Genomic DNA, 20617 nt, shown 5'->3' with positions numbered 1-20617 from the left:
AAGACTTTTACATCCGAGCCCTAACTATCTAGGGGGATGAAAATGGTCGAAATTCCGAAGAGCCATCCGAGGTACTGGAGCCTGTACTACCGGGAAAAGATAATAGAGGGAATGGAGAAAGGCATGACGGCCAAGGCCGGGCTGATAGCCCACGGCCGCGGCGAGGCCTTTGACTACCTAATCGGGGAGAAGACGATAGAACCCGCCGAGAGGGCGATGAAAGCCGCCGTCGCCAAGCTGATACTGGCGAAGCATCCGGTCATCTCGGTCAACGGCAACGTCGCGGCACTCGTTCCAAAGGAGACGATAGAGCTGGCAAAAGCCCTCAACGCCAAACTTGAGATAAACCTCTTCTACCGCACGGAGGAGCGCGTTAGGGCGATAGCGGAGGAGCTGAGAAAGTACGACCCTGATATAGAGCTCCTCGGAATAAATCCCACGAAGCGCATCCCCGGCCTGGAGCACGAGAGGGGAAAGGTTGACGAGGAGGGGATATGGAAAGCTGATGTAGTCGTTGTTCCACTGGAGGACGGCGACAGAACGGAGGCCCTCGTGAAGATGGGCAAGTTCGTGATCACCGTTGACCTCAACCCGCTCTCCCGCTCCGCCAGGATGGCCGATATAACCATCGTCGACAACGTGGTCCGCGCGTATCCAAGGATGACGGAACTGACGAGGGAGATGAAGGACTACAGCAGGGAGGAGCTTCTCGCGATACTGGAGGGCTACGACAACGGAAAAACGCTGAGTGATGTCCTCGCACACATACGGGATAGGTTAACCGAACTGGCTCGGGGAGGGGTGTGGCGCAGGGAGAGATTGGAGTAGCCTATAGCTCCTTCTCAGTTTTTTCGACGAGCCTTCTGAGGCCGGTTATGAGCTCGGCCTCGCTTGACGCGTGGGAGATGATCAGTGGGACTCTCTCGCGTTCGGCCAGCTTCACTGCAAGCTCGTCGAGCTTTTTGACTCCGTGGAGAACCACAACGGCCGGCTTGAGCCCCTGAACGCGGACCGCTATCATCGGGCTCCTGCCCGTGGTAACCTTGGTGAATATCAGCGCCCTCTCCGTCGTCCAGCCGTAGAGCTTGAGGAACTCCTCGCTGCTCATTTCCAGGATCGCCTTTATGCTGTCGACGACGGTGTAGCCGTATATGCGCCGGTCTATGAGGTGCATGTTAGCGACGACGTCCCCCTTTACGGCCCCGACCAGGTCTCTAATCGTGAGGGGCAGTGCGAACTCTCTGATGTCGAGTATCGCGCTCGTCGGAAGCTCGCTGCCGATTGTCTTGCTGAACGCCTTGATGACGTTTCCGCCGCGGCGCTCGTCGATTTCTAGGAGGGCCTCCACAAACTTCCGTATGGTCGATGCACCTGGGCTCTTTCTCCTGCCGCCCTCGTAGTCGCTTATGACTGAGGAGGAGACGCCTAGGTATTCGGCCAGTTCAGTCTGGCTGATTCCGAATATCTCGCGCCATTTGCGCATTGTTTTGCCGGGGTCGGAGGAGAGGGTTATTTCTCCTGCGATTCTCTTGGCTAGGGCTTCTTTCTCCTTCTCAAGCATGTTGGTAGAATCTTCGTCGATCATTATAAGCTTTTCGGCAATTGCCTAAGGCCATTCCTAAAACTCGTTGAGGTTTTCGAGGATTTTTCTGGGTAGACGTGTTTCAAATTCCCTTAGTAACTGCTCAAATTCCCTCTCGTTCTCCTGGGCGATGCGCCTGAACAGGTTTTCGATGTAGGTCTCCGTGAGCAGGCGAACCTCTTCGAGTTCCTGCTTCACCCTGATTATCTCCTCTATCCTGTCCTGTATCTCCCTCAGAAAGGTCAGCAGCTCATCTATCTTTGCCTCCGTCGGTTCGGTGGACTTTATGAGCGCCCGGGCCTGGGCGTACTCCCTGGTCTGCCTGGGTGCTTTGGGCTCGTACATCTCCGTGCCGAAGGCGTAGGGCGTGAGCAGAACCTCAAGGCGGAAGCCGCGCTTTATCGTGTAGTACTTCCTGGGCCGGCCGCGAGGTATCTTCTCGGTCCGGCCTTCAATGAGGCCCGCGCTCTCAAGTATCCTGAGGTGTTCAAGAACCGCCTTCTGACCCACCCCAAGCTCCTGGCTGAGCTCGCTCACGAAGTACGGTCTCTTGGTAAGCAGGATGAGTATTCTTCTCCGGGTCTCGTTTCCGAGTATGTCCAGCAGTCTCCCCATGTTCTTATTTGATTCCATCGTCTCACCCCCTTTCCCTAACCTGATGTAAGAAAAGATTACTTTAAGCTTTTCGGTGATTTGGGAAATTGGAAGAAACTAGGGAACGAAGTGGTGCTCCCTGCATCTGGCTTCGTAGCTCTCGCTTCCGCCTACGAGTATCACCGGCGAGTCCCGCGGCGCCGGCTTTCCGTCTATGAGGCGCTGGGTTCTGGTGGCGGGCTTTCCGCAGACCGTGCACACCGCGGTGAGATAGACTATGTTGTCAGCCCTCACAAGGAGTTCCTTCGTAACTGGGAATGGGTCCCCCTTGAAGTCGAGGTTGAGCCCGCTCGCGATGACGTAAACACCCTCATCGGCGAGTCTTTCTAGGGCATCCACGATGGCCATCGGGAAGAACTGCACCTCGTCGACGCCGATGACCTCGTAACCCTCCTTACTGGTTATCTCCACTATCCTCTCAACGCCGTTTTCATCCGTTGGTATAACGAATGCCTCGTAGCGCAGACCGTTGTGGGCGACGACCTCGTCCTCGGAGTAGCGGTTGTCTATGCTCGGCTTGAAGAGAGCCGCCTTCCTTTTCGCGAACATCTGCCTCTCGATGCGCTTTATCAGCTCGGTTGTCTTTCCGGCGAACATAGGACCTGTGATTACCTCCAAGAATCCCCCTGGATGAACCATGATTCCCACCAAGAAAAGAAGGCTTTCAGCTGTTAAATCTCCTCCGGCCGAAAAGTTGAACGGAAGACGAAAATGAAAGAAAAAAGCCGTCAGACCAGTCAGACAGGGGTGACGTGGCCCCACTTTTCGAGGGCCCTGGCGAGTTCCCTGTGGCTCTTGGCGTACTCGTCGAGTGGGATGCCCTGCATGATGGCGTCGAGGGCCTGTCTAACGGCCATCGCTCCGGCCTTCGGCCCGTCCGGGTGGCCGAGGGTTCCACCGCCTATCTGGAGGACTATGTCCTTTCCAAGGGCGTCTATAACCGGCTCTATGTTGCCGGGGTGAAGGCCGCCCGAGCTGACGGGCATGGCCGGCTTGATGTGGTAGAACTTCTGCTCCATGTGGAAGACGTCGGTCTCATCGGGAACGTAGTGCTCCTCCCTGAATATCCTAGCTATCTGGATGACATCCCACTTGCTTCCCTCAAGCTTGCCGGCGCCCGCGGTTCCAACGTGAAGCTGGTCTATGCCTATGACGCGAAGGAGCTTAGCCAGGACGAACATCGAGATGCCGTGGTAGGGGTCCCTTGTAAACGCCGCGTGCATGGCCCTGTGGCCGTGAACCGCTATGCCGTAGTCGGCCGCGATGTCCCTGATGTACTCCAGCGCCCCCCAGCCGGTAACTACGACGTCGACCATGGCGTGGGGGTTGCCGTAGTCGGCGAGTATCTCAAGCCTGCGCTCCATCTCGCGCACGTCGGCGGTTATGTTGGCGAACCAGCTCTTGGCCTCGCCGGTCTCGTCCTCGACCCTGTCTATGACGTTCATCAGAACCTCCGCCCTCGTCTCAAAGCGGTTGTACCAAGGACTGGTCAGATTTTCATCGTCCTTGATGTAGTCCATTCCGCCGCTGAGCAGGTCGTAGGCGAGCTTTTCAAGCTCCTCCGGCGAATAGCCGACCTTCGGCTTGGGAACAGTTCCAACTATCGGCCTGTCCCTGACGTCAAAAATCCTCTTGACGCCGTCCTTTCCGAAGTACGGCCCTTCGAACTCGCGGAGGAACTTCTCCGGGAGGTAGATATCCTCAAGGCGGAGTCCCTTAACGCGCTTCATTCCGAAGACGTTGCCGGCGACGCTGGCGAGCATGCCGGGCATGTTCCACTCCTCGAACAGATGAATCGGATAGGCTATCCTGACGATCCAGCTGCCGTCCCCCATGTCGTGGAAGTGGTACGCCTTGGCGGACATGTCGTCCCATCTCTCCTTCTCGTACCACTGGTAGAGGCTCGTCCAGGTTCCGGTTGAGCTTTCCGCCGCGACGGCTCCAGCGGCATCCTCAATGCTGAATCCCTCTGCGGGGGTTATCCTGAAAACAGCCACTAAATCCCTCTTCGGGTTGGGCTCGTAGTCCTTGTCCACGTAGATGTCGTATATCTCAAACTTCTCTACCATGCTTTCACCTCCTGAGTAACCTGAAGATTGCACCGCTACCTATAAAAATGCTGTGGTGCAATAGTGGGGCATTCCTGCCTCTATATGTGTATTGGAGACGCTTTTCCTGCGTCAACGCTCCAAACTCCTGCCCTTCTTTTAGAAATTAAAGCTTCACCGACGGTTTAAATACTCTCTAACGGCCGATTTGCCGTTTTTGAAACTTTGCCCTCAAGTTAGTATTTGCCCGTTCATAAGTCAGTAGGCTAAGGATACCAAATTTCTCAACATCTCACCCAAAAATGGCCGATTATTGGCCCCAGAGCGCCCGGTTTCCGAAAGGTTTATATAGACCTTTGTTCTTAGAACAGAACGCAGATACCTGCAAAACAACGTTTAGGAGGTTGGGAAAATGGCTGAGTTGCCGATTGCCCCAGTTGACAGGCTGATAAGGAAGGCCGGCGCCGCCCGCGTCAGCGAGGACGCCGCCAAGCTTCTGGCCGAGCACCTTGAGGAGAAGGCCATGGAGATCGCCAGCAAGGCGGTCGACCTCGCCCACCACGCCGGCAGGAAGACCGTCAAGGCCGAGGACATCAAGCTCGCTATCAAGAGCTGATAGCCTTTCTTTTCCACCCTTTTCCGCTTTTCTGAAAGTTTTGAACTCACCAGAAGCGTACCCTTTCGACTCGGACGCTTTCACCGCTGACCTTCAAAAACGCAAAACCCGCGGCATCCATCCTCGGAAACGTCGGGGAGCCGGGGTTGAGGAGAACCACCCTTTTCCCGTGGACCGAGTATGTATCGTGGTAGAAGCGGTGCGTGTGGCCGAATATCAGAACGTCCACCCCCATGTCGAGGGCCTTGAGCGTCAGGAACTGGGCGTTGAGCGAGAAGAACTGATGGCCGTGGAGGAGACCGATACTCACGCCCTCGACCTCGATGAGCCTCTCCTCCGACAGGTTTAGGTGGTCAGCGTTTCCCCGCACCGCCACGACCGGCGCGAAATCCTCAAGCCTCTCCAGAAGCTCATGGGACGTAACGTCTCCCGCGTGGAGTATCAAATCGGGCTTTTTCTCCTCAAGGTGCTGGAAAAGAAGGGAAGGAAGATTTTTCGTCTTGTCGCCGTGATGCGTGTCGCTCGTCACCGCTATCAGCAAGCCCATCCCTCATATCGGGACGTTTATGTTGAGCTTCTCGACGAGTTCTTTGTACCTGTTCCTTACCGTGACCTCGGTCACGTGCGCTACCTCGGCCACCTCGCGCTGGGTCTTCTTCTCCCCCTCAAGCAGGGACGCGACGTAAAGCGCAGCGGCCGCCAATCCTGTGGGGCCCTTTCCGCTCGTGATTCCCCTTCTAATGGCCTCCTGGAGTATCTCCTTGGCGCGCTTCTTCGTCCGCTGGCTGACGCCGAGTGCATCGCCGAACCTGTCGACGTACTCTATCGGGCTGGTCGGCCTGAGGTTCAGACCGAGCCCCCTGGCAAGGAAGCGGTAGCTCCGCCCTATCTCCTTCTTCGTGACCTTCGAAACCGCGGCGATCTCGTCGAGAGTCCTCGGGATGCTCTCCATCCTGCAGGCGGCGTACAGAGCGGCGGAAACCATGCCCTCGATGGACCTTCCCCTGATGAGCTTCTTCATGACGGCCTTGCGGTAGAGCGATGCAGCAACTTCCTTAACGCGCCTCGGCAGCATCATCTGGGCCGCCATCCTGTCCAGCTCGCTGAGGGCGAAGGCGAGGTTTCTCTCGGCGGCGTCGTTTATTCTCATCCTGCGCTGCCACATTCTGAGCCTTCTCATCTTCGTACGGTACATTCCGGTTATCTGGTTGCCGTGTATATCCCTATCGCGCCAGTCTATGTCGGTGGAGAGGCCCTTATCGTGGATCATCAAAGTCATGGGCGCACCGGTTCTGGCGCGCTTTGCCCTCTGATCCGGATCGAAGGCACGCCACTCGGGACCCTCATCAATGACGTTCTGCTGAACGACGTAACCGCAGACAGAACAGACAATTTCGCCCCTCCGCGGGTCGTAAAACAGCTTATCGGAGCCACAAATCGGACAAATATTCTTATCAGCCAAAAGCTCTCACCCCCTCTTTCTGGGGGCAGGGCGTCTTGCCTTTCCGCCCTTCATGCGCCTCTTGCCGGCTTTTCCCGGCTTTGACTTCTTGCGTTTGGTATCAACGTAAAGGAGAGCCCCGACGTAGTTCTCGGGATTCTTGGTGCGCGGCTTTACGGCCACGTACGGTCTGTTAACTGGCCCGAACACATCCTTCACTACCCCGACCACGGTGAGCTTTTTGTCAACCACCGGGTCGTTGAGCGAAGGAACCCAGTCCGTGCGCAGAATAAGGAACCCCTGCTTCGCGTAGTGAGAAACTTTGCCCAGGCGTCTCATAGCCCCACCCCAAAAGGACGTATCCTTTTAAGCTTTTCGCTTTTGCCTTTATAAACTTTTCGGAAAATTTCCAAAAGGTTTTTATTTAAGTGCCTCCTAAAACAGAGGATTAGGTAGGTTAAAATGAAATGCCTTCTCGCCGGACATCTGGTCATTGACAGAATAATACGGGGTTCGAGATTCGAAAGGAGGATCGGTGGAGGGGCCTACTACTCCGCGATAGCCCTCTCAAATTTCTGCGACGTTGAGGTCCTGACCAGCGTTGGGGACGATTTTCCGGACGAGTGGCTCGATGAACTAACCGACCTCGGGATAAGACTTAGAGTAATCCCTGCTGAGAAGAGCACCTCCTACGAGCTCCGCTATCTGGACGCCAACAGAAGAAAGCTCCGGCTCCTCTCAAGGGCTGCCCCAATAACGGACGTGCCGGGTGGGAATTATGACATGGTGATGCTGAACCCGGTTGCCGGGGAGATTCTCCCCGAAAGTGCCACCAAGTTCAAGAAGCTATCGGACTTTCTTGTCGCCGACGTTCAGGGGTTCATAAGGGCCCCGCAGGTTGGTCCGGTAAGGCTTCAGGAGATTGATGCGTCCTTCCTCCGGGGGGTAAGAGTCCTCCACGCCGACCTCACGGAAACGCGCTATCTGGCAAACTTCGGCCCCGGCGATGTCGAGGTTCTCCTTGTCACCAACGGAGCGCGGCCGGGTTTTGCGTATCTCCGGGGGAAGGAGTACACCCACCTGCCGGTGGAGATGGACATCGAGGAATCAACAGGCGCGGGAGACGTTTTCCTCGCGAGCTTTGCCTATTTCTACTCCCAGTGCCCGTTCATCCAGGCGCTGAAGAGAGCGAACGCGTTCACCGCCCTCTTTCTGAAGCACAGGAACTTTTCCTTCTCGATGGAGGAGGTCAACGAGCTAGCTATGAGGGTCGCGGTCGAGAGGCTTAACGATATAAATCTTCATGAATAACTAATGTCCACCGATGATGAAACGTCAGCATGCTGAAGATGATGAGAGACTTCCCTGAGGTGATGGTATGGATCGATACGTTCTGCTCGTTAAGGCCCCGAGGGGCTACGATATAACCCCCGTACGGGAGGAGCTCAAAGAGTTTCTCTCCAGAACCCATCCGGAGCTCAAGGTTGAGGCGCACAGGTGCATAGGCCTCACCGCCGACGTAGTCATCCTGTACCGGGACGGCGTCGTACTCATCAGAAGGAAGCACGAGCCGTTCAAAGATCACTACGCCCTGCCCGGGGGCTTCGTCGAGTACGGGGAAACCGTCGAGGATGCGGCCCTGCGCGAGGCAAAGGAGGAAACCGGCCTCGACGTTAGACTCATCAAGCTCGTCGGCGTTTACTCCGACCCGAACCGCGACCCCAGGGGGCACACCGTAACGACGGCATTTTTGGCGATTGGAACCGGGAAGCTGAAGGCTGGGGACGACGCGAAGGAAGTCCACGTTGTACCCGTGGATGAAGCGCTGAAGCTGCCGCTGGCGTTCGACCACGCGAAGATTCTGAAGGACGCCCTGAGCCTGAGGTGATGTCATGAGGGTCGGGTTTTCTGAATTCGGCAGGATAATCGTGGACGGTGAGGTTTACGACCACGACATCGTGATATATCCCAGCGGAAAAATCGGGGAGCGCCGGAAATGGCTCAGCAAGAACAAGCACGGTACGAGCCACAAGCTTGACCCGGATGAGCTGAAGGAGTACCTAACGGAGGACTTCGACGTTCTGCTCGTCGGCACCGGTGCTTGGGGAAGGCTCTCCCTCCTGCCGGAAAGCAGGGAGCTGGTGGCGAACAAAGAGGTCATCGAAAAGCCGACCGGCGAGGCGGCGGAGCTCTTCAATGAACTCTGGGGAAAAAGGAAAGTCCTCGCGATATTCCACGTCACCTGCTGAGGAATGCCTGAACCATTGCGAAGCCGACGGTAGCCAGAGCCAGTGCGTAGGGATAACCTAGGAAGTACCAGAGGCCGGCGATTGCCCCAAGGGTAGCCCCGTTGATTATCATGAGCACCAGGACGTGGCCGAAGTTCGTCTCCGGTACTGATAGCTCGCTTTCGCCGTGGTAGAAGAATGCCAGCGCCACCGAGGACGTCAGTAGCGGAAGGATAACCGCGGCGGGGAGCAGGGCGAGGGTTCTAACGTCGAGGTACGAAACCGCCAGAACGAGGCCGACGCCAGCGGTAACCGGAACGGCGTTCATGACGAGAAGCTTCGCCCGAACGAATTGACCGACCGTTATGGGCAGACTCCTCAGGAACTCGAACTCCCTCCCGTCTATTTTGAGAACCGTGTCTATTCCAACGGAGCTCATCCAGGCTATCATGAGGAGGACCGATGCGAGCGCCCAGTCCTCAACCTTTCCCGACGTGAGAATGCCAACGGCACTCGGTAGGATTATGAAGAGGGGAAAGACGAGACCGACGATGAGGGCGCTCTTTCTGAAGACTATACGCAGGTCCTTCAGGGCTATAGCCACGATCGGGTGGTGGGTTTCTGCCTTGAAGTGGACGGTTCTGGAGCGTGAAACCCTCGCCCCCTCTTCAAGCCTGCCCCAGAGCCGTCCGAGGATGAACCAGTAGAGCGGAACGAGGATGATGAGATAGCCGAGGAGAATAAGGGCGGAGTGGGCTGGATCAGTTATCGAGGCGACCGAGAACGGATATGCCAGGGAGTACTTCGAGAAGAAGGGTAGAAGGTCCTCGTAGTGCTCGTTGACGTATTCCTGGAAGTAGTTGAGGGCGTAGAAGATGCCGATGAAGAGGACAACCCCCAGGGTCCGCGCCAGAGTCCTGAGCTTCGAGAACCTGCCGCCAACGCTCGCCGAGCCGAAGAACGTGAAGACGACCAGCCCGAGGACGTGGCCGAGGAACGCTCCCGTGAGGATCCAGAGGAGGCCGAGCAGGCCTGGGGTTCCGTGCTTCACCATCATCATGACGGCCGCAGGGAGGAGCGCGATGACCGCTGGAACGTTGTCTATCGCAAGGAGAACGCTGAGGTACTTTGAGCCGGTCCTTATCGGCAGGGGTTTGAGCGGCTCGAAGATTCCCATGGAGGTCGCGTAGGAAGCATTGACGGTCGTCGTGTAGAGCGCCATTATGAAGGGGAGCAGGGCGTAGGTGGCGAATATCACCGCCGCCCGGGTTTCATCCTCGGCTCCGACAATAGCCCCTGCCATCATGACGCCAAAGAACAGAAAGGCAACTGCCTGAAGGGCCATCCCCCTCTTTATGTCGCCCGCGTTCCTGAGCTGCTTGCTGAACTTCTCGGGATCCGCCGCTATCTGGGGGTTGCTCTTCAAACGCCTGTAGTGTAGTTCCTTGTAGAGTATCCTAACTATCTCAAACATGCTCCCACCCTAAAGGGTATCTTTAAGCGCCCGGACTATGCCCGCCACCTCATCCTGGCTCTCGGTGAGCTTGAGGAAGACGTCCTCAAGGCTCTCCTCGTGGGCGAACTCCTTGAGCTGCTCCACCGTTCCCTCGGCTATTATCTCTCCGTTGTAGATAACTCCCACGCGGTCGCATATCGTCTCGGCCAGCGCCAGAACGTGGGTGGAGAAGACTATGCTCCTGCCCTCCTCCCTGAACTGAAGGAGGAGTTCCCTGAGAATGCGGGCGCTCTTGGGGTCGAGGCCGTTCATCGCCTCGTCCAGTATGAGAACCTTCGGGTCGTGGAGCATCGCCGCTATGAGCGACACCTTCTGCCTCGTCCCGAAGCTGAGCGAACCTATCATCTCGCCGAGGTAGCTCCCTATCCCAAACGCCCTGACCAGTGTCTCAACCCTCTCCTGGAGTTCTTCCTTTGGAATCCCCCTCACGCTTCCCACGAAGTTGAAAAATTCAACCGGGGTTAGGCTCTCGTAGAGAACCGGCGTTTCGGGGACGTAACCGACTATCCGCTTGACGCCAAGTGAATCCTCGGCGACATCAACCCCGTCCACAACAACGCGTCCGGAGGTGGGTTTAAGTATCCCAGCCAGAATCTTCATCGTCGTGCTCTTTCCGCTTCCGTTCGGTCCTAGGAGGCCGTATATCTCTCCATTCTCCACGGTGAACGTTATCCCCTTGACCGCCCTCGTAGAGCCGAAGCTCTTGGTGAGGTTCTCAACCTCGATCATTCTACCACCTGATGTGATAATAATTTGTGCTTAATAAATTTTACCCCGTGAATAACTCTTCATATAAGAAATGCCTGGGCTGAAATTTGAAATTTCTCTTCTCCAAGCCTCGTCCTTCGGGACGGGAAGGAGGTCAGTGGGCCTTCCCTTCTTTTACCTTGGGTAAAAACAATTCTTTTAAGGGGGAACGCCGTTTTCAGTAAGAAACTCAAGTTAGGTTGGTGAGGAATAATGAGAAAACTCCTCTCAATGGCGGTTCTTTTCTTGGTTTTTGCCGCGGCACTCACTTCAGGGTGCATCGGCTCAGGTTCGGAAGAAACTATGGCAGAAGGCGATACCCACACAGCAAGCACCGTTAGCCTCTTCGATGCGGACACGCTCCGCGTGATAGTCACGCAGGACATAGAGTACTCGCATGCCACTGTCATAAGATACGCCAACGGTTCGGTTCGCTACATACTCGCCGTGCCGGATGAGGACTACGTGAGCGTTGAAGACGGCAAAGTCTACATAGACGACGACTGGATAAGCCTCTCAACCGTTGAGGAACGCGATGGGGTGTTCTACTGGGACGTATCGTTCAGGGAAAGCGATGACGGTTTCAGCATAGCCACCTCGGATGGAAGCGTCTCCTACCACGTGGAAAACGGGAACTGGGATGAAACTCCCGACGTTGGGGATGTCCAGCAGTTCTACAACTACCTCGTGAGCATATTCGACAGAGCGCTTTCAAGCGAGGCTACCGTTTACGACATCGAATACTCGTACAGCGATGGCGAGCTGATATCACTCGACGACCTGGGCGCCCAGAACGTTGGCAGGGGAGACGTCGAGTTGATGACGGATGAGTTCATCACGGACGGTTACTACTACTTCTACATCGGGGACAGCACCGGCTACGAGGGCATGGACGGCTACTACATGAAGGGGAGCATAGCTCCGGTTCTCGTGGGCTTTGCCCTGGGGCTCGCAGATAACGACGCCAACGGCGATTCATACGTTCTGGCGGTTCCGGTCGAGTACAAGGACGCGATAACGCTCCACACTGACGAAAACGGAATCATCGACGGCATCTACGTGGACATAAACACAGTCCCCGAGGGAACGCACGCATACGTCGCTTACATGGAGAACGGGGAGTTCAGCTGACTCCCCTATTTTGGCTCCAGGTGAGCCCCCCTAACCTCCAGCACTCCGGAATAGTCCCACTCGTTCCACTTCTTCTCGACTTCATCGAAGACTATGCGCGCCTTGAAGAAGGGCGCATCCCTGACGAAGGTCTCGAACTCACCGCCTTCCCCGGCCACGTGGATTTTATACTTCTCGTGGAGCCTCACCAGCTCCTCCAGGGCCTTCTCGTCAATCCTCCTTCCGAGCCATCTCTCGTCCAACCCGTAGGCGGCCGTGCCAACCATAACAATGTCGAAAATTCCTATGAGCTCGCGCATGTAATCAACCGGGTCGCGGTGCCAGGCCGGGGCGAAGCTCTCTATCCCAAGCTCCTCGGCGACCCTGTCAACGCGCTTCTTCTGGTACTCGCTGGCCAAAGCTCCGGCAACGACACCGTCTATCCTCAGCCCCTCAAGGACGGCCTTCATATCCTCTACCTCTTTCTCCTTCTCGCCGCTGGTGAAGCCCTTCACGAGGGGAACCCCTATCGCCTTCGCCTGGAGCTCGGTGAGGTGGATGTTCGGCACGTGGTACATGTAGCTCTCGTCGCTCTCGCTCACCATCGAGACGAGGTATTTGACTTCAAACCCCTGCTCCAGCGCCCAGTAGAGGGCGTAGTTGGAGTCCTTCCCGCCCGAATACAGCACGGCAACGCGCATCTCTCTCACCCGAAAGCTTCAAATCATTGGTCCGATAACCCTCACTGGGGAGTGGCTCGGCGGGGGCTTTAAAAAGGTGATGCCGATGGTGCCAAAAACAGCGGTGATTCTGGCGGCAGGCCTCGGAACGAGGATGGGGGAGAGACCCAAGGGGCTCCTGAAAGTCGCCAGAAGGGAGATCCTGTATCGGACGCTCACCCTTCTCAGGCAAAACGGTGTTGAGAGGTTCATAATAGTCACCAACGGACGCTATGCAGGGCTTTACCGCAAGTTCATTGAGGGACACGGCCTCAACGCCGAGCTGGTAATCAACCCCGAGCCGGAAAAGGGCAACGGACACTCCCTGCACCTGGTCAAAAACCATGTTTCCGGAAGGTTTGTTTTGGTGATGAGCGACCACGTTTACGGCGAGGAATTCATCCGGGAAGCCCTGAGGGGAAGCGGCCTTATAGCGGACAGGAAACCGAGATGGACGGACGTTGGCGAGGCGACTAAGGTAAGGATCAGAAACGGCAGGGTTGCGGAGATAGGCAAATCCCTTGACGAGTGGGACGCAGTCGATACAGGCTTCTTCGTCCTCGATGATGGAATCTTCGAGATAACCGAGGCCTTAGAAAGGGAGAGAGAAGGGGACTATTCCGTGAGCGAGGTCGTGATGAGGGCCAGGCTTGAGGTTACCTTCCTCGACGGTCTTCCCTGGACCGACGTTGACACGCCCTCTGACCTTAAGATGGCCAGAAGGATGCTCGTCAAGACTGCCCTGAAGGGAACGGGCGACGGGTTAGTCAGCAGGCATCTCAACAGGAAGGTTTCAACCGAGATCAGCTACCTCCTCGCCGAGAAGGTCACCCCGAACCAAATGACGGCCATCACCTTTGCCCTTGGGATGATCTCGGCCTTTTTGACGCTCCTCAGCCTTCCCTTAGCAGGAATACTGTATCAGATCAGCTCAATCCTCGACGGCGTTGACGGCGAGCTGGCGAGGGCCCAGATGAGGACGAGCCGGTTCGGGGGCTATATCGACTCCCTCCTCGACCGCTACGTTGACGGCGCATTTCTGGCCCTCTTGGCCTATTCGACCCTCAGAGAGCCCCTCTGGCACCTCATTGCTCTCTTGGCGCTCCTCGGCTCGGTGATGGTGAGCTACTCGACCGAGAGGTTCAAGGCGGCCTACTGCAAGAACGCCTACAGCTCGATTCCGGCTCTCAGAAAGCTCCCCGGCAAGAGGGACGAGAGAATCTTCCTGACGATGCTCTTCCTCCTGTATCCAGTCGAGGCTTCGGTTAAAGCGCTCTTCCTCCTTCTCGCCATAATCACGAACCTGCGGGTGGTAATGACGGCGTGGCTGATAGGGAGAAAGAAAAGCTGAGCTCACTCTTCGAGGAACTCAAGGGCTTTCTCAGTCTTTCTGTCGAAGAGGACTATCCTGTCCTCCCGGAGTTTCACCGTCACCGGCTCGCCGAAGCTGAAGTGCTCCCCTTCCGGGGCAAAGACCTTGACGAACGCCCCGTTGACCGAGACGGTAACTATCTGCTCCCTGCCGAGGGGCTCAAAGGAATAAACCGTTCCGGCGAGTCCCTCAGCGTTCTCCTTCACGACCTCCGCGTCGTGCGGCCTGAAGCCGAGGATGACCTCCGCGACACCGAGTTTCTCAACCAGCCCCCGGTACTGGGCCGGAACCGGAATCCTGCTTCCATAGACGTCGAGGTAAGATTCCCTAACCTCGGCCTCGACGAAGTTCATGGGCGGGCTTCCGAGGAAGCCGCCGACGAAGCGGTACTTCGGCCTGTAATAGACGTCGTCCGGGCTTCCGACCTGAAGTATTATCCCCTCCTTTATCACGGCTATCCTGTCGGCCATTGCCAGGGCCTCGGCCTGGTCGTGGGTGACGTAAACGGCGGTGATTCCGAGCTCTTTCTGGAGCCTCTTGAGTTCGGCCCTGACCTCAAGCCTCAGGAGCGCGTCGAGGTTGCTCAGCGGCTCATCGAGGAGGAGGACGTCCGGCTCTTTGACCAGGGCCCTCGCTATGGCAACGCGCTGCTGCTGGCCGCCGGAGAGCTGCCACGGGTAGCGGTCGAGGAGGTTCTCTATGCGGAGCATCTCGGCTACCTCCCTGACCTTCTTGGCTATCTCGTCCTTCGGTGCCTTCCTCAGCTCAAGTGGAAAGGCTATGTTGTCGAAGACCCTCATGTGCGGATATAGCGCCCAGTTCTGAAAGACCAGACCGACGTTCCTGTCCTTCGGCGGGACATCGGTAACGTCCCTGCCGTCGAAATATATCCTCCCGCTCGTCGGCCGGTAGATTCCTGCTATCGTGTAGAGGAGCGTCGACTTCCCGCTTCCCGAGGGGCCGAGGAGTGCCATGAACTCCTTGTCGGCTATCTCAAGGCTTACCCGCTTGAGGGCCTCAAAGTTGCCGAACCTCTTCGTGATGTTGTCCAGGGTGACCTTAACCATTTCAACCACCTCAGCCCTTTATTCCACCTGAATAACCCTGGAGGAGGAGCTGCTGGGCGGTGATGAAGAATATTATCGTGGGTAGGAGGTAGAACGTTCCGGCGGCCGCTATGAGGGGCATGTGGGAGTATTCGGCCTCTATGTTGGCCTCTATGAAGGTCGCGAGCGTGGGATAGACGAGGAAGGTTCTCACGTAGATTATGTCCTGCCAGCCAGCGAGGAAGGCGAAGAGGGCAACCGCCAGAATTCCGGGCTTTATGAGGGGCAGCATTATCCTCCTCCAGACGGTTATCCGCGAGGCGCCGTCTATGATTCCGGACCACTCGAACTCCCAGGGAATAGTGTCAAAGAAGCCCTTCATGAGCCAGATCGACATGGGTATCTCCAGCGCCGCCCTCGCGAGTATGACGTATGCGAAGGAGTAGAGCCCGACGACCTCGTAGTTCTGAGGGAACGTGAGGCGGTAGAGGAGGTAAACGCCCACTATGAGGGCAACGCCCGGGAAGGCGTGGAGGACGAGGAGGAGAACCATCATGGTCTTCCTTCCGCGGAAGTCTATCCTTGAGAGGGAGTAACCGGCTAGGGCGCTTATCCCGGTAACGACGCCGGCCACACCGAGGGCCACTATGAGCGTGTTGAGGGTTATGCGCCATATGTTGACCCTTATTCCACCGGTGGTGGCTATCTTCCCCTGGAAGAGGTTTATCCAGTTCTCAAGCGTTGGGTGGAACGATCTGGGGTCTAGGTTGGTGACCATCTCCGTGCTGAAGCTCGAAAGGACGAGGAGGAAAAAGCCCAGAATTAGCGGGAGGCTTGCGAGGAGGAGGGCGAGGATTATGAGCCGCTCGTACCTCCTGGGTCTCGTCTCCACGTCCCTCATCAGAAGTCCCCCCTGGGCTTTTTCATCATCTTCTCAAACTTGAGAACCTTGAGCGTCACGAAGCCGCCGAGGATTCCGATTATGGAGAGTATGACGGCCGCTGCAGCGGCCAATCCCTGGTCCTGCTCACCCATTCCGAAGGCCGTGTTGAAGACGTAGAGCGCTAATGTCGTTCCGTAGTCCCTGTTGACGAGGTCCCACTGGACGAGCAGGAAGAGGTGCGGATAGGTCGTCAGCAGGCTGAGGAACTGCCACGTCAGGACGTAGAGGAGGTGCCATTTAATCATCGGAATCAGAATCCGCCTCGATATCTGCCAGGAGGAGGCACCATCGACCCTCGCGGCTATGACGAGTTCCTTGGGTATCTGATTCAAGGCCGACGTGAAGACTATCATTCCGAAACTTACACCCACCAGGCCGTTGACGAAGATTATCACGCTCCACGCCCCCCAGGGCGTTACCTGGCCCCAGGGGATGGGCTCCGAGATGAGGCCGAGGCTCATAAGGATTGAGTTCAGGGTTCCAATCTCACTTCCGTGGAAGAAGTAGTACCAGACGAGGCTGTAGACCGCTATCGGCGACATCCTGGGGAGGAGCCAGAGGAGCCTGTATGAAGATGCCGGCCTCTCGTTGATGAAGAAGGTCGCAAGAGCCAGCGCAAGGCCGCCGAAGACGTTTATCACGAGGGTTATTCCAACGAATACGAGGGTGGTCATGACTACGGCCTTAAACGTCGGGTCGTGCTGGAACATGTGGAAGAGCCTCTCGTAGTTGTAGAGGCCGACGAACTCGGTAAGGTACCTGTCAACGTTCCAGTTCCTCATCCGGGTCATGCTTATGTAGATGGTCATGACTAGGGGCACCAGATAGAACAGGAACACCATCAGCACCATCGGGGAAAGAAAGAAGGAAAGGTCCCTGAGCTTCCCCTTTGTCATGGCATCACCTCATCCCTGCGGGAACTTCCAGTCCTTGGGTATCTCACCCTGTATCTCGACGTTCTGGGCGAGCTCCGGATCAGCCTGAACCTTCTGGATGATGTAGTTGACCGCCTCCTCCGGGGTCATCTCGCCCCTCAGAACCTTGTCAACGGCCTCCTTGAAGATGTCCGCGAGCGCTGGGTACTTCGGGTGGGCAGGGGCGAGGTGGGTGTATTCGAGCATGTAGCTGACGTCCGCCAGGAACTGGGCGTTTATCGGGTTGACGGTCGCCTGGACTATGTCCCTGATGTTGCTCTTCACCTCGTCGCTCAGGTCGAGGTTGAGCGCTTTGAGGTCGTTGAGCCACTTCTCGTCCTTGATCAGCTTTGCCGCCTCTTTTCTCACGGGCAGGTGGGCGGAGATGACGCTGTGTATGGCGTTTATATCAGGATCGCTGGCCTTGATGAGCATCAGGAAGGCGAGCTTGTGGTAAACATCCTTGAGCTCGTCGTACTTCGGGTTCAGCTGGCCCGCCTTGGAGTTTATCATCCAGACGAAGGGCTGGCTGAGGGTTACCGGCTTGTCACCCTTCTCTCCAGCGGGGAAGAGGGTGTAGTAAAACCAGTCCCTCACCTCTTCGGGCTTCAGGCCCCTCGGTGTTCCGCCCTTGGCGTAGTACTGCTTGGTCTGCCACTCGGTCCAGTACCAGGTCCCGCCTATGTCGAAGAGCGTCCTGCCCTCGACTACAGCCGGGTGTATCTGCTTGGCCCAGTCCCAGCTCATTATGTCCTCTGGAAGGAGTCCATCGCGGGCAAACTTCCACTCAACGTAGAGCCACTTGTAAACCGCCGGAACGTCAACGACGAGCTTTCCGGTGTTCGGGTCGTAGAGCTTTCCACCGAAGGCGAAGATGAACTGTATCAGGTCGGGGTGAGCCGAGCCTTTCCTGTGGATGAGGCCCCACTCTGCGGCGCCTTCTTCCTTGGCCTTCTTGGCCCAGTAGTAGACGTCGCTCCAGGTGAACTCGCCGTTCTTCACCTTCTCATCGAGGCCGCTGAGGTCGAACCCTATCCTCTGAGCCACGTCCTTCCTTATGTAGAGCGGCCTCGCCTCGGTGTCCTGCGGCAGGCCGTAGAGTTTTCCGTTGTACTTTGAGGCCTCAATCAGGGACGGGTAGAAGTCATCAACAACGCTCTGATAGGTCTTGGCGTATTCAGTTATGTCGAGTATGTAGCCCTCGTCCGCCAGCGTCGGCAGGAAGGCGTAGCTGTTCACGAAGAAGTCCCCGGCCTGCCCGAGGGGCTGCTTGCTGAGGTACTCCTTGTAGGCATCCTGGAAGGAGGCGACGTAGTGGGTCTCGGTTACAACGATTTTGACGTTGATTCCGTTGTCGGCCCAGATTTTGTTTATCCTCCTCGCGGCCTCCACTATTCCGTAAACCCTCATGACGCTGTTCGGATCGCCGGAACCCCAGGCGGAGAACTTAACCTCTTTAACCCCGTTCTGCTCCAGAACCTTTCCTATCTCCACAAGGTCCTTTGTAATGTCTCCAGTAAGCTGAACCTCAGCAGAAGAGGTCTTCGCTTCCTCGCCACCGATGCAGCCGCTGGCAATTACCCCGAAAATCACCAGTGCAACCAGCCATAGTGCCGCGGCTCTCATGGCTACCACCCTCCAAAGTTTTCAAAAGCGAGCCCAAAAAGGCCCGGAGGGCTTATTTTAGAAAGCGAGCGAATGCCATCTTTTATTCAAGTTTGGTTATTTATAAAATTTTTGGGCTGGGCTCTACGGTCGGCAATCGGGCGGAGTGGAACAATGAAATGTTCAAAAATTAATAAAATCGTTTTTCCACCAAAAACTATTTAACTACTGTAAAATAATTTACCGCAAGCAAAGGAGGTGGATGGAATGGTTAAGGTTGTCATACTCGGACAGGGCTACGTTGCCAGCATCTTTGCGAGCGGTCTTGAGAAGATAAAGGCCGGAAGGATGGAGCCCTACGGCGTTCCCCTCGCCGATGAGCTTCCGATTAAAATCAGGGAGATAGAGATAGTCGGCTCCTACGATGTTGACGCTAGCAAGGTTGGAAAGGACCTCCACAACGTCGTTAAAACCTACGATCCCGAGGCCCCGGAGAGTCTGAGGGGCATCACCGTCAGAAAGGGAATCCACCTGCGGAGCCTCAGAAATCTGCCGATCAAGGCCACCGGTCTCGACGACGAGATGACCCTCAAGGAGGCCGTTGAGCACCTCGTCAGCGAGTGGAAGGAGCTCGGCGCGGAGGTGTTCATCAACGTCTGCACCACGGAGGCCTTCGTGCCCTTCGGAAGCAGGGAGGAGCTTGAGAAGGCCCTCGCTGAGGACAACAGGGACAGGCTCACCGCCACCCAGGTTTACGCCTACGCCATAGCCCAGTACGCCAGGGAGGTCGGCGGTGCTGCCTTCGTCAACGCGATTCCAACGCTTATAGCCAACGACCCAGCCTTCGTCGAGCTCGCTAGGGAGAGTAACCTCGTTATCTTCGGCGACGACGGTGCCACGGGAGCGACGCCGCTCACGGCCGACGTGCTCAGCCACCTCGCCCAGAGGAACCGCTACGTCCTCGATATAGCCCAGTTCAACATTGGCGGAAACAACGACTTCCTGGCCCTCACCGACAAGGAGAGGAACAAGAGCAAGGAGTTCACAAAGAGCTCGGTCGTTAAGGAGCTCCTCGGCTACGATGCCCCCCACTACATCAAGCCCACCGGCTTCCTCGAACCCCTCGGCGACAGGAAGTTCATCGCCATGCACATCGAGTACGTCAGCTTCAACGGCGCCAGGGATGAGCTCGTCATCACCGGCAGGATAAACGACAGCCCCGCTCTGGCAGGTCTGCTCGTTGACCTTGCGAGGCTCGGAAAGATAGCGATTGAGAAGAAGGCCTTCGGAACCGTCTACGAGGTCAACGCATTCTACATGAAGAACCCGGGACCGAAGGACAGGCCGAACATTCCGCGCATCATCGCCCATGAGAAGATGCGCATCTGGGCCGGTCTGGAGCCGCGCTGGTTCTGACTTTTCCAACAAACTTTTAATTTCCATTGCCCTATTTTTCTCGGAGGGAAGCCGATGAGCTGGAAGAGGGGAGCCTATCCGGAGTTCACGCTTGAGGATGTCGTTGCGGTTCTTTTCATGCTCCAGAACCCGACGGGGAGAAAGGCGGTATCGGAGGTTCTCGACCTCGGTGAGGGTAGCGTTAGAACGCTTTTGAAGAAGCTTGCCGCCATTGACGTTATAAGCTCCACCCAGCGCGGACACTCGCTCAACGGGAGGGGAATGGAGCTTCTCGGGGAAATCTCTAGGCATTTCTCCGAAGTCCACCGTATCGGGGAGGTTGAGGGCTATCCTGCCTGCGCACTAACGGTGAAAGGGGTTGAGGGCTTCAAGAGCATCGAGCTCCGCGATGAGGCCATAAGGTTCTTCGCGAAGGGGGCCATGATTCTCGTCGTGAGGGATGGTGAACCCGTCTTTCCGGAGGATGGGCGGCCGCTGAGCGAGACGATGCCCGGGCTCGCTGAGAAGATTAGGGAAGCGTTCAAACTGAACGACGGCGACCTCGTCGTGGTTACCTGGGCGGAGAAGGAAGCCGATGCCATGAAGAGCGCCTATCATGTCGCCCTGACTCTCAAGGGCGACGAGCTGCCGGAGCGGATAAAATCCCTGGTGAGGTGAAGT

The 20617-nt window shown here is 56.7% G+C and carries 23 protein-coding genes; 9 read left to right on the top strand and 14 right to left on the bottom strand.

Going from position 1 to position 20617, the window contains the following annotated elements; all coding sequences use genetic code 11:
• Positions 1 to 42: 42 nt before the first annotated feature.
• Positions 43 to 828: a 4-phosphopantoate--beta-alanine ligase gene (locus E3E51_RS01930; RefSeq protein ID WP_167911678.1), complete on the top strand. Its 786-nt coding sequence runs from the start codon at positions 43 to 45 to the stop codon at positions 826 to 828.
• A 1-nt stretch (position 829) separates the two neighbouring features.
• On the opposite strand, the gene E3E51_RS01925 is transcribed toward E3E51_RS01930, so the two are convergent.
• The 4 genes from E3E51_RS01925 to rbcL all read right to left on the bottom strand — a co-directional run bounded on the left by E3E51_RS01925 (position 830) and on the right by rbcL (position 4305).
• The gene (locus E3E51_RS01925) at positions 830 to 1561 is read right to left on the bottom strand and encodes a helix-turn-helix domain-containing protein (protein WP_167911425.1); all 732 of its coding nucleotides are present in this window, start codon (positions 1559 to 1561) and stop codon (positions 830 to 832) included.
• Positions 1562 to 1618: 57 nt separating this feature from the next.
• Positions 1619 to 2215, bottom strand: a complete 597-nt coding sequence (locus E3E51_RS01920) for an ArsR family transcriptional regulator (RefSeq protein ID WP_167911424.1) — start codon at positions 2213 to 2215, stop codon at positions 1619 to 1621.
• Between the two features lie 78 nt (positions 2216 to 2293).
• Positions 2294 to 2875, bottom strand: coding sequence for a thymidine kinase (locus tag E3E51_RS01915; RefSeq protein WP_167911677.1), 582 nt, complete (start codon positions 2873 to 2875; stop codon positions 2294 to 2296).
• Positions 2876 to 2973: 98 nt separating this feature from the next.
• Positions 2974 to 4305: a type III ribulose-bisphosphate carboxylase gene (gene rbcL / locus E3E51_RS01910; protein ID WP_167911423.1), complete on the bottom strand. Its 1332-nt coding sequence runs from the start codon at positions 4303 to 4305 to the stop codon at positions 2974 to 2976.
• 391 nt (positions 4306 to 4696) lie between these two features.
• Here rbcL and hpkB point away from each other — a divergent pair, with 391 nt between their 5' ends.
• Positions 4697 to 4900, top strand: coding sequence for an archaeal histone HpkB (gene hpkB, locus E3E51_RS01905; RefSeq protein WP_088180889.1), 204 nt, complete (start codon positions 4697 to 4699; stop codon positions 4898 to 4900).
• A gap of 46 nt (positions 4901 to 4946) precedes the next feature.
• Here the strand turns inward: hpkB and E3E51_RS01900 are convergent, their stop codons facing one another.
• The 3 genes from E3E51_RS01900 to E3E51_RS01890 are packed head-to-tail and all read right to left on the bottom strand — an operon-like array spanning position 4947 to position 6680.
• Positions 4947 to 5441 (bottom strand): metallophosphoesterase, encoded by a 495-nt coding sequence (locus E3E51_RS01900; protein ID WP_167911676.1) that lies wholly within the window; start codon positions 5439 to 5441, stop codon positions 4947 to 4949.
• Positions 5442 to 5450: 9 nt separating this feature from the next.
• Positions 5451 to 6362: a transcription initiation factor IIB gene (locus E3E51_RS01895; protein WP_167911422.1), complete on the bottom strand. Its 912-nt coding sequence runs from the start codon at positions 6360 to 6362 to the stop codon at positions 5451 to 5453.
• Between the two features lie 6 nt (positions 6363 to 6368).
• The gene (locus E3E51_RS01890) at positions 6369 to 6680 is read right to left on the bottom strand and encodes a Gar1/Naf1 family protein (protein ID WP_167911421.1); all 312 of its coding nucleotides are present in this window, start codon (positions 6678 to 6680) and stop codon (positions 6369 to 6371) included.
• Between the two features lie 123 nt (positions 6681 to 6803).
• Between E3E51_RS01890 and E3E51_RS01885 the strand changes: the two genes are divergently transcribed.
• The 3 genes from E3E51_RS01885 (at position 6804) to E3E51_RS01875 (ending at position 8590) form a co-directional block, all read left to right on the top strand.
• Positions 6804 to 7652, top strand: coding sequence for a PfkB family carbohydrate kinase (locus E3E51_RS01885; RefSeq protein ID WP_167911420.1), 849 nt, complete (start codon positions 6804 to 6806; stop codon positions 7650 to 7652).
• Between the two features lie 67 nt (positions 7653 to 7719).
• Positions 7720 to 8229: an NUDIX hydrolase gene (locus E3E51_RS01880; RefSeq protein WP_167911419.1), complete on the top strand. Its 510-nt coding sequence runs from the start codon at positions 7720 to 7722 to the stop codon at positions 8227 to 8229.
• A 4-nt stretch (positions 8230 to 8233) separates the two neighbouring features.
• Entirely contained in the window at positions 8234 to 8590 is a 357-nt protein-coding gene (locus tag E3E51_RS01875) for an Mth938-like domain-containing protein (protein WP_167911418.1), read from the top strand.
• On the opposite strand, the gene E3E51_RS01870 is transcribed toward E3E51_RS01875, so the two are convergent.
• Both E3E51_RS01870 and E3E51_RS01865 read right to left on the bottom strand, forming a co-directional pair.
• Entirely contained in the window at positions 8580 to 10043 is a 1464-nt protein-coding gene (locus E3E51_RS01870; RefSeq protein ID WP_167911417.1) for a hypothetical protein, read from the bottom strand. The two genes, E3E51_RS01875 and E3E51_RS01870, sit on opposite strands and share 11 nt — an antisense overlap.
• Before the next feature lie 9 nt (positions 10044 to 10052).
• Positions 10053 to 10814 (bottom strand): ABC transporter ATP-binding protein, encoded by a 762-nt coding sequence (locus E3E51_RS01865; protein WP_167911416.1) that lies wholly within the window; start codon positions 10812 to 10814, stop codon positions 10053 to 10055.
• Positions 10815 to 11045: 231 nt separating this feature from the next.
• On the opposite strand from E3E51_RS01865, the gene E3E51_RS01860 reads away from it, so the two are divergent.
• Positions 11046 to 11963, top strand: a complete 918-nt coding sequence (locus E3E51_RS01860) for a hypothetical protein (RefSeq protein ID WP_167911415.1) — start codon at positions 11046 to 11048, stop codon at positions 11961 to 11963.
• A gap of 5 nt (positions 11964 to 11968) precedes the next feature.
• Here the strand turns inward: E3E51_RS01860 and E3E51_RS01855 are convergent, their stop codons facing one another.
• Positions 11969 to 12643, bottom strand: coding sequence for a TIGR00289 family protein (locus E3E51_RS01855; RefSeq protein ID WP_167911414.1), 675 nt, complete (start codon positions 12641 to 12643; stop codon positions 11969 to 11971).
• 85 nt (positions 12644 to 12728) lie between these two features.
• On the opposite strand from E3E51_RS01855, the gene E3E51_RS01850 reads away from it, so the two are divergent.
• Positions 12729 to 14012: a bifunctional L-myo-inositol-1-phosphate cytidylyltransferase/CDP-L-myo-inositol myo-inositolphosphotransferase gene (locus tag E3E51_RS01850; RefSeq protein ID WP_167911675.1), complete on the top strand. Its 1284-nt coding sequence runs from the start codon at positions 12729 to 12731 to the stop codon at positions 14010 to 14012.
• 2 nt (positions 14013 to 14014) lie between these two features.
• Here the strand turns inward: E3E51_RS01850 and E3E51_RS01845 are convergent, their stop codons facing one another.
• From E3E51_RS01845 to E3E51_RS01830, 4 genes are read right to left on the bottom strand one after another with little or no spacing between them, the layout of a single operon-like run.
• Positions 14015 to 15100: an ABC transporter ATP-binding protein gene (locus tag E3E51_RS01845; RefSeq protein WP_167911413.1), complete on the bottom strand. Its 1086-nt coding sequence runs from the start codon at positions 15098 to 15100 to the stop codon at positions 14015 to 14017.
• 10 nt (positions 15101 to 15110) lie between these two features.
• The gene (locus E3E51_RS01840; RefSeq protein WP_167911412.1) at positions 15111 to 15980 is read right to left on the bottom strand and encodes a carbohydrate ABC transporter permease; all 870 of its coding nucleotides are present in this window, start codon (positions 15978 to 15980) and stop codon (positions 15111 to 15113) included.
• Positions 15980 to 16918 (bottom strand): sugar ABC transporter permease, encoded by a 939-nt coding sequence (locus tag E3E51_RS01835; protein ID WP_167911411.1) that lies wholly within the window; start codon positions 16916 to 16918, stop codon positions 15980 to 15982. Before E3E51_RS01835 ends, E3E51_RS01840 begins: the two co-directional genes overlap by 1 nt.
• A gap of 9 nt (positions 16919 to 16927) precedes the next feature.
• On the bottom strand, positions 16928 to 18562 hold the full coding sequence (locus tag E3E51_RS01830; RefSeq protein WP_167911410.1) for an extracellular solute-binding protein: 1635 nt from the start codon (positions 18560 to 18562) through the stop codon (positions 16928 to 16930).
• A gap of 246 nt (positions 18563 to 18808) precedes the next feature.
• On the opposite strand from E3E51_RS01830, the gene E3E51_RS01825 reads away from it, so the two are divergent.
• Both E3E51_RS01825 and E3E51_RS01820 read left to right on the top strand, forming a co-directional pair.
• The gene (locus E3E51_RS01825) at positions 18809 to 19957 is read left to right on the top strand and encodes an inositol-3-phosphate synthase (RefSeq protein ID WP_167911409.1); all 1149 of its coding nucleotides are present in this window, start codon (positions 18809 to 18811) and stop codon (positions 19955 to 19957) included.
• Between the two features lie 54 nt (positions 19958 to 20011).
• A complete protein-coding gene (locus tag E3E51_RS01820) occupies positions 20012 to 20614 on the top strand; it encodes a DUF4443 domain-containing protein (RefSeq protein WP_167911408.1) in 603 nt (200 codons plus the stop codon).
• Positions 20615 to 20617 lie beyond the last annotated feature (3 nt).

It is taken from the genome of Thermococcus sp. 21S7 (genome assembly GCF_012027615.1).
In the GTDB taxonomy this organism is placed as follows: Archaea; Methanobacteriota_B; Thermococci; order Thermococcales; family Thermococcaceae; genus Thermococcus.
The sequence above is the reverse complement of the archived record's forward strand: the minus strand, read 5'-3'. Positions and strand labels throughout refer to the sequence as shown.

What these genes read in the sequence shown, in the direction of transcription:
- E3E51_RS01885 (WP_167911420.1), top strand. Translation starts at nt 6,804, where the DNA reads ATGAAATGCCTTCTCGCCGGACATCTGGTCATTGACAGAATAATACGG.
- E3E51_RS01850 (WP_167911675.1), top strand. Translation starts at nt 12,729, where the DNA reads ATGGTGCCAAAAACAGCGGTGATTCTGGCGGCAGGCCTCGGAACGAGG.
- E3E51_RS01930 (WP_167911678.1), top strand. Translation starts at nt 43, where the DNA reads ATGGTCGAAATTCCGAAGAGCCATCCGAGGTACTGGAGCCTGTACTAC.
- E3E51_RS01820 (WP_167911408.1), top strand. Translation starts at nt 20,012, where the DNA reads ATGAGCTGGAAGAGGGGAGCCTATCCGGAGTTCACGCTTGAGGATGTC.
- rbcL (WP_167911423.1), bottom strand. Translation starts at nt 4,305, where the DNA reads ATGGTAGAGAAGTTTGAGATATACGACATCTACGTGGACAAGGACTAC.
- E3E51_RS01925 (WP_167911425.1), bottom strand. Translation starts at nt 1,561, where the DNA reads ATGCTTGAGAAGGAGAAAGAAGCCCTAGCCAAGAGAATCGCAGGAGAA.
- E3E51_RS01875 (WP_167911418.1), top strand. Translation starts at nt 8,234, where the DNA reads ATGAGGGTCGGGTTTTCTGAATTCGGCAGGATAATCGTGGACGGTGAG.
- E3E51_RS01845 (WP_167911413.1), bottom strand. Translation starts at nt 15,100, where the DNA reads ATGGTTAAGGTCACCCTGGACAACATCACGAAGAGGTTCGGCAACTTT.
- E3E51_RS01860 (WP_167911415.1), top strand. Translation starts at nt 11,046, where the DNA reads ATGAGAAAACTCCTCTCAATGGCGGTTCTTTTCTTGGTTTTTGCCGCG.
- E3E51_RS01865 (WP_167911416.1), bottom strand. Translation starts at nt 10,814, where the DNA reads ATGATCGAGGTTGAGAACCTCACCAAGAGCTTCGGCTCTACGAGGGCG.
- E3E51_RS01890 (WP_167911421.1), bottom strand. Translation starts at nt 6,680, where the DNA reads ATGAGACGCCTGGGCAAAGTTTCTCACTACGCGAAGCAGGGGTTCCTT.
- hpkB (WP_088180889.1), top strand. Translation starts at nt 4,697, where the DNA reads ATGGCTGAGTTGCCGATTGCCCCAGTTGACAGGCTGATAAGGAAGGCC.
- E3E51_RS01915 (WP_167911677.1), bottom strand. Translation starts at nt 2,875, where the DNA reads ATGGTTCATCCAGGGGGATTCTTGGAGGTAATCACAGGTCCTATGTTC.
- E3E51_RS01830 (WP_167911410.1), bottom strand. Translation starts at nt 18,562, where the DNA reads ATGAGAGCCGCGGCACTATGGCTGGTTGCACTGGTGATTTTCGGGGTA.
- E3E51_RS01920 (WP_167911424.1), bottom strand. Translation starts at nt 2,215, where the DNA reads ATGGAATCAAATAAGAACATGGGGAGACTGCTGGACATACTCGGAAAC.
- E3E51_RS01870 (WP_167911417.1), bottom strand. Translation starts at nt 10,043, where the DNA reads ATGTTTGAGATAGTTAGGATACTCTACAAGGAACTACACTACAGGCGT.
- E3E51_RS01835 (WP_167911411.1), bottom strand. Translation starts at nt 16,918, where the DNA reads ATGACAAAGGGGAAGCTCAGGGACCTTTCCTTCTTTCTTTCCCCGATG.
- E3E51_RS01840 (WP_167911412.1), bottom strand. Translation starts at nt 15,980, where the DNA reads ATGAGGGACGTGGAGACGAGACCCAGGAGGTACGAGCGGCTCATAATC.
- E3E51_RS01825 (WP_167911409.1), top strand. Translation starts at nt 18,809, where the DNA reads ATGGTTAAGGTTGTCATACTCGGACAGGGCTACGTTGCCAGCATCTTT.
- E3E51_RS01880 (WP_167911419.1), top strand. Translation starts at nt 7,720, where the DNA reads ATGGATCGATACGTTCTGCTCGTTAAGGCCCCGAGGGGCTACGATATA.
- E3E51_RS01855 (WP_167911414.1), bottom strand. Translation starts at nt 12,643, where the DNA reads ATGCGCGTTGCCGTGCTGTATTCGGGCGGGAAGGACTCCAACTACGCC.